Genomic DNA, 14,481 nt, shown 5'->3' with positions numbered 1-14,481 from the left:
GATGCGAGTGTTCATGATGATGTTCACGGTTGCAGTCGGAGTGCTGGCGAGCATAAACGCCGCGATCGGCCAGACCAGTTGCAAGGTCTGCGCCGATCAGCAGAAGGCCTGCATGAAGAACTATGCGGGGCCGACCTGCAAGCCCGAGTATCGGATGTGCATGAAATCCTGCACGAAATGAAACGCCGCGCTGGGCGTGTTGGGATGTGGCGGGTACTGCTCAGTCCTGCGGTATTGGCTGGCGGTCTCACGTCCGACCGCGTCGCCGGCGCAGATGCACGCAAGCTTTCAGGCGTGCAGATCAGAGCTAGGCTTGCGGGCATGCAGCTCACAGATGAAGTGCACTATCGCTTCGTCTACGAGCGTGAGGGCACGCTGAGGAGTTATGGGATGGGCACGAAGAAGATCGGGAAATGGTCCATCGAAAAGGATGAGCTATGCCTTTGGTTCGGCGAGCATGACGATGGTTGCTACGCGGTGAAGGTGCGGGGCGAGCGGTTGGAATTGATACCATCAGGAATCGGGGGCGCGCTCGACGGGATCTGCTCATTCCGGCGTTGGCGATCTCGCGATCCGGCAAATGTCACCGGTAGGCATCCGATAAGCGCGGTGCAATCGGCTACTGGCGATCCTGCTTCTCTGGATGCACGCGCCAGTCGCGGCCAACTGTCTGGTGATTATCGCGCGGCGCTGCCTGGCCGGCGTGATCACTCTCGCCGCCGTCGGCCTTCCAGTCGCGTCCGATCCTGACATCTTCGGCGCGACCGCGGTCCTGCTCGCGGGATTGCTCCGCTTTCTGGGGTGTCTGCGCCTGTTGGACCGGTGTGGACTGCGCTTGTGCCGAGCTTCCTCCGAATGCGAAAGCCAGTGCGAAAGCGGATATGAGCGCAACCGATGCAGAATATTTCATGGGTTTCTCTCTTCTTCATCAGAACTGTGCATTAACTCGCAGCCTTAGGCATTGTTCGGAGAAAGGGGTGTTCTTGCCCGCGGCATGGCGATTGGAACCGGCTGATTCTGCACGCTCATGGTTTTGCGCGATGCGGCATAACGATTGCATTTAACGCCTGCTGATCCGTGTTTCCGCGCATTCTGATGAGCCGCCCGGACATCCACACTTCATTGCAGTCGGCGGCTTTGCTGCTCGGCATCGTCATGCAGAAGTGATCGTTCCAGATCGTCCAGCTCCCGGTCCATGCGCTTCCCGACTCTTCGCCGATGAGGACGCCATCGGGGGCGGACGTATCTCGATCAATGCGGTCCGTCGGTGATGTCCAGGCCGACAACGCGCGCCTTGATCTGTTTGCCGTCCAGCATCATGAACTGATCTTCTGCCAAGGCGGGCCCGAGCGCCACCATGGCCAGGAGGAGGCTCCACGCGGTGGCGTGCCAGATCATGACTGCACTCCGTAAAGAGCGCGCTGCACGTTTGACCAATTGATTGCCTCCGATCACTGCCACACACTGGCCGGCGCCACCCCGATCGTGGCACTCGATATGTATGAACATTCCTACCACATCGACTATGGCGCCAAAGCCGCGAGTTATGTCGACGTCTTTATGGTGGCACGGAGGGACATTGATTGACGAGCTTGCGATCGCGCGGCGACTACGTCAAAAGGCACCCAGCCTGAGCCGCCTCCAAGACCCTTGCCTCGCAGCGTTCATAAGAGCCAAAGTCGCGGGCAAGCGCCTCCTTTCAGCGCGGCATGGTTCGCTCGCCTCGCCGAGACTGTCGAAGAATATTCGTGCAGGATCATCGAGTTCGTCGCGATCAACTGCTCGCGCTTCAACCCATTGATCAGGAAGCCGGGCGCGTTGGCGTAGTCGAGCTCGGCCAGCTTCTAGTCGATAAGGTTGAGGCGCTTGACCGCCGCCATAATTGTTCTCGTAGTGGCTGATGATCATCCGTTCCGACATGCCGCTGACAGCTGCGCGGAAGCCGTAGACGATCGGATCGGACATCCTGATTCTCCCCTATGATCGTTCTCAGCGCCAGAAGGGCTTTGCGGCCTCGCGCAAGGCCTCGTCGCGCGTAAGGCCGATATCGCGAAGCAGATGCGGGTCATCCGCGATTTCGCGCAACGCCATGCGCTGAAACGGCCGGTCAAGCAAGCTCCACCATCCGGGCCGCGGGACGCCCGGTGGCCTACCTGAACTGGATTGATGAAGTGGGGAGGCCGGGTCATGCGCCGGCGGGATCGACCACGTATCGGTTAAATGGACGGACATGAGAGCTCCAAATCGCTTGAAATGCTGCACTGGAGCTGTTCAATAATGCGGCGGGATACTTCCCCGCAAAGCATCGTTTCTCGTGCCTGCCCTAATTTTTCTCATGAAGTCGGTGCGATGCGTCCACACCTGCCGCCGCTCAATGCCCTGAAGGCCTTCGAAGCCGCCGCGCGGCACGAGAGTTTTACGCGCGCGGCTGAAGAGCTTTGTGTCACCCAAGGCGCGGTGAGCCATCAGGTGAAGGCGCTAGAAGCTGAGCTCGCAGTCAAGCTGTTCAATCGTGAACGTCAGCGCCTGATCATCACCGAAGCGGGGCGGGACTATCTTGCCGTCATCCGCGATGCGCTTGACCGTATTGCAGTTGGAACGGAGCGGCTGTTGCAGCGGCAGAGCGCTGGCGTTCTCACCGTCAGTACCTCACCGGATTTTGCCGCCAAATGGCTGGTGCATCGGCTCGGGCATTTCGCGGAGGCGCATTCCGGCATCGATCTCCGTGTCTCGGCCACGATGCATCACGTCGATTTTGCGCGCGAAGAGGTTGACCTAGCGGTGCGCCACGGCGATGGCAATTGGCCAGGCCTCGAGGCCATAAGGCTCTCCTCGGAGCGACTATTTGCCGTGTGTAGTCCGAAGCTGCTGTCGGGTCGCCGCCGGATCAGAGCGGTCCGTGATATCTTGAAATTTCCTCTGATCCATCTCGATAACCGATCCGATTGGACGAATTGGCTGCGTGGTGTCGGTATCGATGACGCCGATGTCACACACGGACCAGTGCTCAATCGTGCGAGCATGGTTATCGATGCCGCGATCAATGGACAGGGCGTCGCGCTTGCTCGCACGACGCTGGCGGCCTGGGATTTGATCAACGGTCGGCTGGCACTCGCATTTCCGGAGTCAACGCCGCTCTCCAAAACCTACTGGATCGTATGCCCGAAGGCCTCTGCAGCGCAGCCAAAGATCGTGACCTTTCGTGACTGGCTGCTCGATGAGGCCTCAGGCGACCTGCGCCAGCTCAAATCACTCGTCGGGACCTCGAAGACGAAGCCGCGGTAACTAACTGTCCTACCCCCTGTGTGTTGACGCTCTCGCGATCCTAAAGATCGGCGAACTCAGATCCTTTGGCCGAACGGTTGGAGCCGCGCTCACAGGACCGGAACAGAAGTCTCCAATCCTTTGTTTAGATATCGAGGGTCCAACAAAGGAGAAGGACCATGATTACGAGTAAAATGACTATCTTGGGAGCCGTACTCGCCTTCAGCACCACCCCAGTCTATGCGGGTCCCTGCGATACCGTGAGCCGCGATGCAGGATCAGGAAACGTGCCTGGCTACACCGGGCAAACCACGGGTTCCACAGCACCTGATTCCAGGGAGCATCCCCCGACATCTTCCATCAGCAAGGCTTCGGAGCATACCGCGACGTCATCAGAAGACGCGCAGCGCCAGATGCAGAACCAGCCTACCGCTGCAGAGCAATCAACGGCGACTAAGCCTGCACCTTCCGCGCAGCAACCGGATAGGACAGCAGGCACCGTCGAGCAGACCCGCCCCGCGCCCACCGAGCAATCGAAGAAGGCAACGGCCGGTACGGCCGAGCCTGCACCGTCACAGAAAAAGGCGACTGACTGCTAGAAGCGCGCGAGATTCAGGGCACCCTATCTGACCGACCGTTTTGACACCGCGATCAGCTCGTCGGTTGGCGTCTCTGCTTCGATTGAACGCGAATGGAAGGTTCAAGACAGGCGAAGTGCTGCCGATCGCGAAGGATGCACGGGGAAGACCGACGAGGACCATCAAACAGTGGGCGGCGACCGGCGGGCGCGCCCTGAACGCGACGAGAAGTGCTGAAACTATCCTGGCACGTGACTGGCCTGTTGCCGCCCATAGCGCTCTGTTCCCCCCGATCAAACTGAAGTGAACGGTCGGCGACGTTCGGGGCTTTTGTGGGTTCCTAATTGACAAGCAGTTCCGCTTAGGCAGAGTGGCCGGCTTGGGGATGGCGATCTCCCCATGAGGCGACATGCCCAAGCATCGCGTCCGGATTTCCGAGAAGGACGCAGCATGTCATCCGTCAACGACGGTTTTTCGCCCAATCGTTCAGCGTCTTTGCTCAGCGTAAGGGACCTGACCAAGCGCTATAGCAGCGACGGTGCCGCCATCAACGGCGTGACGTTCTCTGTTATCGCTGGCGAAATCCTCGGCATCATCGGTCCAAATGGCGCCGGCAAAACAACGCTACTGGAAGCCGTTGCCGGGCTGCTACCGATAAACTCAGGCGACGTCTTTTGGTGCGGAGAGCCGCTGCCTGTAGGCCGTCGGCGCGAAGTCCTGTTCTACCTGCCCGATGGCATCCGCCCATACCAAGACCAATCGGCCCTGCATGTCGTGTCGTTTATCGCCAACGTCTTTCGACGATCAGACGCAGACATCAAGTCGGCCATTGAAGCTCTCGGGTTGCAGCCGGTGCTTCGAAAGCGTGTACACGCTTTGTCAAAAGGCTATGCCCGCCGCCTGATGCTGACCATTGGTCTGCTCGCGCCGCATGACCTGTTGCTGATGGACGAGCCGTTTGACGGATTTGACTTGCGGCAAACGCGCGACGTCATGGGCGTATTGCGTCGCCAGACGGCACGCGGGCGCACGCTGATACTCTCAATCCATCAGTTGGCGGAGGCCGAACGGGTCTGTGACCGCTTCATCCTGCTCTCGGCAGGGCAGGTACGCGGGTCCGGAGGACTTGCGGAGCTACGTGGGCAGACGGGACTGCCGAACGCCTCACTGGAGGACATCTTCCTTGCACTCACGTGAGGCATCCAAGCGGCCTACCGCGCCGATCATTCCGCTGCTCGCAAAAGAGCTCCGCGAGGTTACGGCCGGGCGGGCGCTTTGGACCATGTTGCTGCTGGTTTGTCCGCTCGTCGGGTACAGCTTCGTCCAAGCGGTGTCGCTGTACAGCGAGTCAAGTGCCGCGGCCCTGCAGTCGCCAGTTCTGGCGAGGAGCCTGTCACCATTCGATGGAATCTTGGTTCCGACATTTGGGTCGTTCTATGTGGCGGTGACGCTGTTGTTTCCTTTCGTGGCAATCCGGGCTCTGAGGCAGGAAAAGGAAAGTGGCGCATTGCTCTTGTTGGTTCAATTGCCCTACCGACCGTCGACGCTGATCGCCGCAAAGTTCTGCGCCGTGCTTGCAGCTTGGCTGATGGTGAGCATCCCTGCGCTTTCCTCGCTTGCCGCATGGGCTGTATTGGGCGGCCATCTGGCTGCACCGGAGACGCTGAACCTTTTGTTCGGTCATTTGATCTACGGTCTTCTCGTCGGCTGCATTGGGCTGTTCGCCGCAGTTATCTCCGACAATCCGGCGACGGCAGCCATTACGGCGCTTGCAGTCACAATCGGGTCATGGGTATTGGACTTCACACTCGCGGGCCGCTCGGGCCTGTCGGCTTGGCTTGCGCAATTGTCACTGACCCACACGCTGCGTCCCTTCGAGCAGGGACTTCTCTCATCCGGCCTGGTGCTCGGCATAGCTGCCGTCATTGGCGGGCTCACGGCGCTGACAATGGTTTGGCTTCCGCCTGGTACTGCCGTGCAAAAAAAAATGATCCGCTCTGGGGTATGGGTGCTGGTGATCGCGGCTGGGCTCGGTGCCGCGACGCAGATCAGAGGATCCGTGGATCTTAGCGAGGATCGCCGCAATTCCTTTTCGTCTGCTGATGAACGCCTGCTCGCGACGCTTCGGCGTCCATTACTCATTAGGGTCCACCTCGCTGCTGAGGACCCCCGCTATGTCGATCTTAAACGGAACGTCCTCGCGAAGCTCGAACGTGCCATGCCTGACGTCACTGTCGTTCTCCTGAGCGAGCGCTCGAAGGTTGCCAATCCATCAGACGCCTATGGCCAAATCGAATATGTCTACGGTGATCGAACCGACGTAAGCCGCTCCACAAGTCCGAGGGAAATACTGCCGCTGCTCTATGCGCTTGCGGGCACGCAGCCGCCGGCGCCTAGCGTTGGCGAAGACTACCCTGGATATCCTTTGGCCGTTAGCGCGGACGCGGCGCTGCTGTGGTTCTTCGGCGGACTGCCGCTCCTGATCGCGCTCGCATGGCGACAGATTCGCCGGATCCGACCAGCCAAAGGATATCTCGTTCATCAAGGAGTTAAGCCATGAGTACCAGCAAGAAGATCGGAATAGTGATTCTTTCGGTCATCGGATTTGCGGCGCCCGACTTGGCCGCAGAACCAATCAAGATTGACCTCTCGAGTGAGGCCATCGGCGCGGAGCCAAAGTCACTGGTGCCGGTGGTGGGCGTCTGGAGAGTCGAGGAGGAGGGCGGCAAGAAGGTGATCACAGTCGATGGTCGCCAGTGGAAGGAAGGACAATCGTCGGCGGGGATCGCGGATAAGGCACGTGCGCTCTATGGGGAACGATACGCAGAGTTCCTCGATCGCGTGCAAGCATATGCCTACTATCCGTACGCGGTTGTGCCGAAGATCGACAATTTCACCGATGGCGAGATTTCGGTGCGGTTCGAAGGCTTGTCCGGCCGCATCGATCAGGGCGCCGGCATCCTATTCAACCTCAAGCCAAACGGGAACTACCTGACAATCCGCGCGAACTGTCTCGAAAACAATATCGTGCTGTGGAAGTTCGAGAACGGCAAGCGCTCCTCCGTTAAATGGGTACGCAATACGCCGACCGCGACGCGGCAGTGGCACGACCTCAAGGTCCGCGTGAACGGCATAAAGGTGGAAGGCTATCTCGACGGAAAGCTCTATTTGGAACACACGCTAGCGCAACCGGTGTCCGGCCGGATCGGGCTTTGGTCGAAGGCCGACAGTCACATGTATTTCGCGGATTACGTCGTGGCGGCCGGCAATTGAACAGGCACTGAGGCGATGTGGATGCGACTACAATATGCTCGTCGCACCTGCGCTCCCTTCTCTTCGATAACTTCGTGCAGGATATTCCAGAGATCGCGGACCGAACGGGCGATACGGTCCACCTTGGTGATGACGATGGTGTCGCCTGGCTCCAGCCGACGCAGGACCTTTTCCAGTTCAGGACGGGCTCGGCTCTTGCCGGACAACTTGTCGCTGAAGACCCGCTCGCAGCTTGCGGCCCGCGCGTTCCGCGGTGAGCCAACTTCGTTAGTGCCTTCTGCGCGGCCTTGCGCGCACGCGACTGTTCTGCGCCCTTACTCAGCACCAACGTAGGGCTGGAAACGCACTACTGCGCCTCTGACGTGATGTGGCGAAAAATCCGCAGCGCTCGTTCGCCGGAGGGGGTCGGGGAGGTCCGGGGGCTATTGCCGGGATGAAATCGACTCGGGACTCCGGTATCGGTTATCGGCCCACATGAACTCATCGATAATCTGGAATCCTCGGCTTGAGCAAAGTCGGCCAAGACCGCGCGCCGCAACTCAAGGGCAACAAGCCACCACATGCCCATCTTCTCACCTACAGTAAGATTGAGAGAGGCTCAACGCGAGCAATTCGCGTCCGCTGGACTTTGCGAAGCAGCCCTCAACAGGGCCAATCGTAGCTTCTCCGATGGGCCATCAACAGCAGTCATCAGGATTTGGCGTCCTTTGTGTTGCCCTAGCCTCGCGGAAGGGTGATGATGAACTCAGCGAACGCAGCGGGCTCAGTCTCAACATCAATCCGGCCACCATGTTGCTTTACGACGATGTCGTGCGTCATGGAAAGACCGAGCCCTGTCCCTTCCCCGGTTGGCTTGGTGGTGAAAAAGGGATTGAAGATCTTTTCCTTCAGCTCGGGCGGTATACCTGCTCCATTGTCCCGAATACGAATTTGGACCACGTCGCCTAGATTTCTGGTAGCCGCGCAAAGGATAGGCTCAAAGGCGTCATGGACCATTTCTGCCTTTCGCTGAGTCGCTGCGTAGAAGCCGTTGGAAATCAGGTTAAGAAGCGCCCGAGTCATGTCTTGCGGGTACAAATCGAGCGCTCCCGCCTCTGGGTCTAGGTCATGCTTGAGAGTTATCGTAAAGCCCGGTTTTTCAGCGCGGGCGCCGTGATAGGCCAGGCTGAGGCTCTCCTCCACCAGCTTGTTGATGTCGGTCGACCGGCGCTCGGTTGACCCCTCGCGGGAGTGCAGCAGCATGTTCTTGACGATGGAGTCGGCGCGTTTACCGTGTTGCACGACCTTCTCGAGATTACTTTTCAGGAGTTCGCGGATCTCATCCAGCTCCTTTCGCCTGCCCGCCTCATCCAGTGCGGGAGTCTTGAATAGGTCGGTCATCTCCTCGACGAGTTCGACGGACAGCTGAGAGAAATTGTTCACGAAATTTAGCGGATTCTTGATCTCGTGGGCGATCCCCGCGGTGAGCTGACCGAGGGATGCCATCTTTTCTGTCTGCACTAGACGATCCTGTGCGTTGCGCAGGTTCTCGAGGGATCTTGAGAGATCATCGGTGCGCTGTCGAAGTTCGTTAAGCAGACGGGCGTTCTCGATCGCGATGACGGCCTGAGCGGCGAAGTTCTCCACCAGGGCGACCTGCTTATCGCTGAATGGACGTACCTCCTGGCGATAGATGGCGATACCCCCGACGAGCTCAGTTTCCCTCGACATGGGCACGAGGAGCAAGGTTCGGATGCCTGCTACTTCGACCGCCGCCACTGGCAAGGAATGGCGTTCCAGATAAGAGGGATCTTCACGCATATCGGGAACGTGTACGGCCTTTCGGCTTTGCACGAGAATGGCAAGTGGGCTGTGCGGCCCAGGATGGACCGGGGTACCGCTCCTCCACTGCTCGACATAGGCGAGCGGCAGAGGCCCGTGAATAGCTGTACTGCGGAAGTCGTCGCCTTCGCGGAGCCACATCACGCCACATTCCGCCTCGCAGAGACGTGTTGCGTTCGCCAGGATACTCTGGAAAACGGGGTCAAGCTCGCCCGGCGACGAACTGATGATTTGCAAAATCTCAGATGTGGCAACCTGCTGCTGAAGCGACTCCGACAGCTCGCGCGTGCGCTGCTGGACCTGCTCGAAGAGGCGAACATTGCCGATGGCGATGACCGCCTGGTCAGCGAAAGTCTGCAGCAACGAGATCTGCTTTTCCTCGAAGGAACGTTTTTCCTGCCGCCGGAGCAGAATGGCGCCAATGCTTTCGTCTTCACGCAGCAGAGGTACGGCAAGGACACTGTGGATCTGAATGGAGCCGGCTCGCTCAGTCAATTCCCGGCTCGCGCTGTATTCGTCCGCTTCTTTCGAGAAGATATCGGTAACGTGCACTGTTACCTGGTCTACAAAGGCGCGGCCGGCCACCCAATTGCGGCCGATCGGCCATCTTTCGACGTTGATGGGGATTGGCCCGTGGTGCGCGCTGAAGCGCAAGTGATCCCCGTCCCTGAGCAGCACGACGGCGTCCATTGCCTCACACAGCTCGCAAGCGCTTTCCACAATTGAACGCAATACTGGCTGAACGTCGGTTGGCGACGAGGCGATGACCTTGAGCACCTCGGCAGTAGCGGTTTGCTGCTGTAATGCCTCCTGGGTCTCATTGAACAGCTGTGTGTTCTTGATGGCGATGACAGCCTGATCGGCGAAGGTCTTCAGCAGGCCGAGCTCCTTTTCGCTGAACACCGCATTTGGAGCCCGCGATACGTTGAGCACACCGATGCTAGTCCCAGCCCACACCATGGGCGTCATCACCATCGAAAAATCCCCGGCAGTCTCAGCCACACGTCGCATAAGTTGTGAGCCGTACCGCGCGTCTGGGAAATAGGTCTGGTGGCGCGTCCGGAGAATCTCTGCGGCCATGGTTTGAGCTAGAGGTACCGGGTAAAGTTGGTCCAACAATTGTGTACCCACCCCGCGCCGTGCCGCGAGATGTACGAGGCCGTCGCCAGGGTTTAGCATGATCGAGCATTGCAGGATCTCAAAAAGGTGCTCCACGCTGTCGAGTATCCGCTCGAAGACAGGCTTTGTATCAGCCATCGAGCTACCGATCGCTTGCAGCACCTCCGAGGTCGCAGTTTGATGCGCCAACGCTTCCTTAGTCTCATTGAATAAACGGACGTTCTCGATCGCGATTACAGCCTGATCGGCGAAAGTCTGAAGCAATTGCATGTGGTGCGGCGAGAATGCGCCGGGCGTGGCGCGGGTGACACCGATTGCGCCGACGGCGCGCCCGGCATTCAGCAGAGGAATCAGGAGGAAGCTTCGATAGCCCCTGGCACGTGCAACTTGGCGCGCCTCTTCATTCTCCGTCGCGTCGGCATCCGCAATCTGTACCAGCTCCCCGCGCGCAGCGGCCTCGAAGGGAGCAAACGCTGTAAGTGGTGCGGGAAAGTGAGAGTTCAGGACGGCGTCGGCTTCGTGGCTTATTGAGGTAAAGGATGCAAGATGCACCTCTCCTTCCACGAAGCGTAACACTGCGGTCGAGAGCCCCCCAAGCAGGCGATTTGCGCTTGCAGCAATCGCATCAAACACAGGCTGCACGTCGGACGGCGACGATGCAATAACTCTGAGGATTTCTGCCGTCGCGGTCTGACGCTCAAGCGACTCGCGTGTTGTATTGAAATGCCGCGCGTTTTGAATGGCGATAACGGCTTGGTCAGCGAAGGTCTGGATGAGCGCAAGCTGCCGCTCGCCGAAACGAAAGCCTCTTTCAGGACTCGTGAAGACGATAGTGCCGATGCCTTGATCGACATCCAGCAGCGGCACAAAGGTCATGGCTCGAAAGCCGCCAGCAGCCGCCACCCTCCGCGTCACTTCCGATACATTCGGCGCATCAACATCGGGTATCTCGACAATGCGACGCTCGATAATGGCTCGCGCCGAAGGAATTTGCTGGGGGTCGAAAGGAATCGGGTAGATTGTGCGAGCTTGCTCGACATCAAATCCGGAAATTGAAGCTGCTGTTGCAGCCCAATGTAGCCGACCCTCGCTGAGGGTAACGATCGTCGCCGCGCACGGATCGAACAATTCGGCAGCGCTACCCACGATGGCATCGAAGACCGGCTGCACATCGGAGGGCGAGCTGGCGATTACTTTCAGGACTTCAGCTGTCGCGGTCTGCCGCTCCAGAGACTCTTTCGTCTCATTGAACAGACGCGTGTTCTCTATTGCGATGACCGCCTGATCAGCAAAGGTCTGCAGCAGTGCGATTTGCTTCTCGCTAAAAGGATTGACCTCCAAGCGACGCAGAACCAACGCCCCAATACTTTGGCCTTCACGCAGCAACGGCACACTCACGATAGTGCGATGGCCCATCTCCCTGGCCATTTCCATGCCTTCGGGAAACTCGTCCTGCTCGGCCTGCAAATCGTGGACGTGGATCGCTCTTTTTTCGATGAAGGCACGCCCGGCGGTCCACCTCGGATTTATCGACCTCTTTCGGCTGTGCATTGGGATGGGCCCGTAATGCGCCGTGAATAGCAAATCATCCCCCTCTTTCAACAAGGCGACCGAGTCATAAGCACCGCAAACCCTGCAAGCGCTTTCCACGATCGCTTCCATGACGGGACGTACGTCCGTGGGAGAAGACGCTATGACATTCAAAATATTGGCACTGCTAGTCTGATGTTGGAGAGCCTCCTCGAGGTCTTGCGTTTTGGTCTGAACCGCTTCGAACAATCTCGCGTTCTCGATTGCGATCACGGCTTGACTTGCGAACGCCTCCATTAGCTCGATCTGCGCGTTCGAGAATGGCTTGATCTCCAGTCTGTAACTCGTGATCACACCCACCAGTTCGCTGCCCTTGAGCATGGGAACAGCGAGGAGTGTTCGTATCGGGCTCACATCGTTAAGAGCGTACGTGTAGTCACGGTCGACCTGAACGTCAGCTATATGGATGGTACGCCGTTCGAGTGCAGCTCGCGCCGAGATACTTTGTCTTCCCGGAGTAATTGGGTTCCGATAGACAAACCTCTGAACCTCAGGGCCGGCATTACAGTGGGCCACCGCGTGCAGCATCTGTCCATCGTATCGGAAGATGAAAGCTCTTTCAGCCTCGCAAAGGTTGACCGCATTCTGCGCTATCACTTCGAAAACAGGCTGGACATCTAAAGTGGAGCGACTGATTACTTTGAGTACGTCCGCTGTTGCAGTCTGCTGCCGAAGAGCCTCCTCGAGTCCGTGCGTTTTTGCCTGAACTTCGTTAAACAGCCGCGCGTTTTCGATAGCGGTCACTGCCTGCGCGGCAAAGGACTGGAGCAGCGCTATCTGCTTGTCTTCGAACCGGCGCACCTCCTGGCGGGCTGCCACGATGCGGCCAAAAGTTACGCCGTCCTTCGCGAGCGGCACCGTCGTCATGGTGTGGATACCGCCGAGCTCCACAGCGGCTCGCAGAGACGGTTCATCCGGACGACTGCGGACGACCTCGGCCAAATCCAGTATTTGAAGCGGGCGGTCAGCCATGAGGCTCTCCCGGATACCCTCAGTAATGGGATAGCCGGCGCGCAGAAAGGCCGCCAACTCGGGTGTCATGCCTCGGATGGCGACTGGCTGCACGCGGCCATCACGATAAAGCTGCAGACTTCCGCATGGCGCACCACACAGACGGTGGGCATGGTCAAGAATGCTTTCAAAAATTGGGCTCAGGTCGCCGCCACCTGCATTGATGACGGACAAGATTGAGGCGATCGCGCGCTGCTGTTCCAGCGCGTCCTTTGTCGCGTTGAACAGACGCACATTTTCGATTGCAATCGCAGCTTGTTCGGCAAAAGTTATCAGCAGCCGGACGTGATGATCATGGAATAGACCCGGCTCGGCCCTGGTAACGGCGATGGTGCCGGCTAGCTGCTTTTCGTAGACGATCGGCACGGTCAATGCGCTGCGCCACCCGCGTTCTCGGGCTACATGGCGCAAAAAATCGGGTATGCCCTCACATTCCGTGTCCGCGATCTGCGATACTTCGTGTCGGATGATCGCGTCAGCCACCGGATATGCCGTTAGCGGCATGTCAGCAACAGCCTTCAGCGCCGAGTCACCCGTGGCATTGACGGATGTGAACGACATGAGGTGTAGCACCTCACCCTCAAGGCTAAATACCGCCGTCGATAGACCACCGACAAGACGATTTGCTCGGGCCGCAATAGCGTCGAACACCGGCTGCACATCCGATGGCGAGCTGGCGATGACCTTCAGTATGTCAGTTGTCGCAGCCTGTTGCTCGCGGGCCTCGCGCAATTCGCTCCGAACTATCTCGAGTTTTGACCTGTTTGAATTGGACCGGGAGCTGCGCTTCCGTGCAGGCTTTTGCCCTGGTGAGAGCGAGGTTTTGCGTACTCTCGTCGTACGCAGTTTGCTGCCGCTTCGAGAATCCCTCGCCATAGCCGCCCCCGGAGGCCGAACCTGCCCTATCTTACCGGGGTAAGCCTCGATAGTGGAAGGGGCGTGAAGACGAATCTTCTGGCTTTGCTAGCGTTGGTCCGACGCGGCCCCCTTGCTTTGCCGTATTACTCTGCACGTCCCCGCGACGGTCCGACGCATGCGCGGGCAGCTCAATGCTCGGGGCAGGCATTGAGTATGCGAACCTCAAAGCTATTCATGCCTTCTCCAACTGTCGCGCCGAACCATCGGCCGCCCATTCGACAACTCGTCCCTGTTCGTTATCAATTAACAGGAAGAGGTCGAAATAACGGCTGTTTGGGTAGCCACCGGTCCGCTCTTTGACGCTTTCGCGCCATTTATCATCATGCGCCTTCTTCGCCGCATCGATCGAGGGCCAAACATAGACTCCGGCACTGGTACCTTCATCTTCACCGATCCCCAGGACGAAATGCTTGCGCAACAGATCGCGGTTTGACCCCCATTTCGGAATTGTGTGCTTTGCATCCTCAAGAACACGAGTACGGTCCCACCCACTGGGTGTCTTGAACGTCACCAGTTCGACGATCATGAGTCATCCCTCAACCAAGTAATAGAGGACGAAGAGTAATTGCACATGCCGCCATTACCGAAAATCCCGCTACCGGCAGGCGAAAAGGAGAAGGAGCAACGAGAGCGTCTTTCGACCGAGCGGCTCTCGCCCGCCACGCTGAGGTCCTTGCCGACGCGGTGCTCAAGGCGTTGGCACCACCTCCGTCCGTCGATCCACGCGTTCGTGCGAGCTTTGACAAGGCTGTCTAGGCCTGCGAAGAGCCGGGATGCCGGAAGAATGAACGCGCGGCGATTTTTCCTTGCCAATCACGAGGTCATTCGGACTTCCGGTAATGGGATGGTCCGGCCGTGCTCCTGCCCCGCCAGCGACAAGCTGGCCAGGGGCGCCAAGACAAGGAGC

10 protein-coding genes and 3 pseudogenes are annotated in these 14,481 nt (G+C 58.7%); 7 read left to right on the top strand and 6 right to left on the bottom strand.

Features of this window, described 5'->3' with window-relative positions; genetic code table 11:
* The first annotated feature begins 1 nt into the window (after position 1).
* Both ACRQ5Q_RS42705 and ACRQ5Q_RS42700 read left to right on the top strand, forming a co-directional pair.
* A complete protein-coding gene (locus ACRQ5Q_RS42705) occupies positions 2-181 on the top strand; it encodes a hypothetical protein (RefSeq protein ID WP_439400270.1) in 180 nt (59 codons plus the stop codon).
* Entirely contained in the window at positions 157-750 is a 594-nt protein-coding gene (locus ACRQ5Q_RS42700) for a hypothetical protein (RefSeq protein WP_439400269.1), read from the top strand. Before ACRQ5Q_RS42705 ends, ACRQ5Q_RS42700 begins: the two co-directional genes overlap by 25 nt.
* A gap of 501 nt (positions 751-1,251) precedes the next feature.
* Here ACRQ5Q_RS42700 and ACRQ5Q_RS42695 read toward each other — a convergent pair.
* Positions 1,252-1,398 carry a hypothetical protein gene (locus tag ACRQ5Q_RS42695; RefSeq protein WP_439400268.1) on the bottom strand — a complete coding sequence of 49 codons (147 nt, stop codon included), beginning with the start codon at positions 1,396-1,398 and terminating at the stop codon, positions 1,252-1,254.
* Positions 1,399-1,443: 45 nt separating this feature from the next.
* Between ACRQ5Q_RS42695 and ACRQ5Q_RS42690 the strand changes: the two are divergent.
* Positions 1,444-1,587: pseudogene (locus ACRQ5Q_RS42690) on the top strand (Fe-Mn family superoxide dismutase); the annotation flags it as partial.
* Here ACRQ5Q_RS42690 and ACRQ5Q_RS42685 read toward each other — a convergent pair.
* Positions 1,580-1,920: pseudogene (locus ACRQ5Q_RS42685) on the bottom strand (superoxide dismutase); the annotation flags it as partial. The pseudogenes ACRQ5Q_RS42690 and ACRQ5Q_RS42685 sit on opposite strands and share 8 nt — an antisense overlap.
* A gap of 69 nt (positions 1,921-1,989) precedes the next feature.
* Positions 1,990-2,115, bottom strand: coding sequence for a DUF1127 domain-containing protein (locus tag ACRQ5Q_RS42680; protein WP_439400267.1), 126 nt, complete (start codon positions 2,113-2,115; stop codon positions 1,990-1,992).
* Positions 2,116-2,349: 234 nt separating this feature from the next.
* Here ACRQ5Q_RS42680 and ACRQ5Q_RS42675 point away from each other — a divergent pair, with 234 nt between their 5' ends.
* The 4 genes from ACRQ5Q_RS42675 to ACRQ5Q_RS42660 all read left to right on the top strand — a co-directional run bounded on the left by ACRQ5Q_RS42675 (position 2,350) and on the right by ACRQ5Q_RS42660 (position 7,115).
* Entirely contained in the window at positions 2,350-3,285 is a 936-nt protein-coding gene (locus ACRQ5Q_RS42675) for a transcriptional regulator GcvA (RefSeq protein ID WP_439400525.1), read from the top strand.
* A gap of 1,007 nt (positions 3,286-4,292) precedes the next feature.
* Positions 4,293-5,039 carry an ABC transporter ATP-binding protein gene (locus tag ACRQ5Q_RS42670; protein ID WP_439400266.1) on the top strand — a complete coding sequence of 249 codons (747 nt, stop codon included), beginning with the start codon at positions 4,293-4,295 and terminating at the stop codon, positions 5,037-5,039.
* Positions 4,981-6,402, top strand: a complete 1,422-nt coding sequence (locus ACRQ5Q_RS42665; RefSeq protein WP_439400265.1) for an ABC transporter permease subunit — start codon at positions 4,981-4,983, stop codon at positions 6,400-6,402. The genes ACRQ5Q_RS42670 and ACRQ5Q_RS42665 overlap by 59 nt, the downstream gene beginning before the upstream one ends.
* Positions 6,399-7,115 (top strand): hypothetical protein, encoded by a 717-nt coding sequence (locus ACRQ5Q_RS42660; protein ID WP_439400264.1) that lies wholly within the window; start codon positions 6,399-6,401, stop codon positions 7,113-7,115. The genes ACRQ5Q_RS42665 and ACRQ5Q_RS42660 overlap by 4 nt, the downstream gene beginning before the upstream one ends.
* On the opposite strand, the pseudogene ACRQ5Q_RS42655 reads toward ACRQ5Q_RS42660, so the two are convergent.
* The 3 genes and pseudogenes from ACRQ5Q_RS42655 to ACRQ5Q_RS42645 form a co-directional block, all read right to left on the bottom strand.
* Positions 7,091-7,345: pseudogene (locus ACRQ5Q_RS42655) on the bottom strand (recombinase family protein); the annotation flags it as partial. The gene ACRQ5Q_RS42660 and the pseudogene ACRQ5Q_RS42655 sit on opposite strands and share 25 nt — an antisense overlap.
* 487 nt (positions 7,346-7,832) lie before the next feature.
* Complete coding sequence (locus ACRQ5Q_RS42650) at positions 7,833-13,388, bottom strand: GAF domain-containing protein (protein ID WP_439400263.1); 5,556 nt, start codon at positions 13,386-13,388, stop codon at positions 7,833-7,835.
* Positions 13,389-13,746: 358 nt separating this feature from the next.
* Positions 13,747-14,100: a hypothetical protein gene (locus ACRQ5Q_RS42645; RefSeq protein WP_439400262.1), complete on the bottom strand. Its 354-nt coding sequence runs from the start codon at positions 14,098-14,100 to the stop codon at positions 13,747-13,749.
* Positions 14,101-14,481: the final 381 nt, after the last annotated feature.

The organism is Bradyrhizobium sp. PMVTL-01, assembly GCF_051861855.1.
Classification (GTDB): domain Bacteria; phylum Pseudomonadota; class Alphaproteobacteria; order Rhizobiales; family Xanthobacteraceae; genus Bradyrhizobium.
This window is presented reverse-complemented; position numbering and strand designations above follow the sequence as displayed.

Bases quoted from the DNA above. Each gene is read 5' to 3' on its own strand.
- ACRQ5Q_RS42670 (WP_439400266.1), top strand. From the start codon at position 4,293: ATGTCATCCGTCAACGACGGTTTTTCGCCCAATCGTTCAGCGTCTTTG.
- ACRQ5Q_RS42705 (WP_439400270.1), top strand. From the start codon at position 2: ATGCGAGTGTTCATGATGATGTTCACGGTTGCAGTCGGAGTGCTGGCG.
- ACRQ5Q_RS42645 (WP_439400262.1), bottom strand. From the start codon at position 14,100: ATGATCGTCGAACTGGTGACGTTCAAGACACCCAGTGGGTGGGACCGT.
- ACRQ5Q_RS42675 (WP_439400525.1), top strand. From the start codon at position 2,350: ATGCGTCCACACCTGCCGCCGCTCAATGCCCTGAAGGCCTTCGAAGCC.
- ACRQ5Q_RS42695 (WP_439400268.1), bottom strand. From the start codon at position 1,398: ATGATCTGGCACGCCACCGCGTGGAGCCTCCTCCTGGCCATGGTGGCG.
- ACRQ5Q_RS42660 (WP_439400264.1), top strand. From the start codon at position 6,399: ATGAGTACCAGCAAGAAGATCGGAATAGTGATTCTTTCGGTCATCGGA.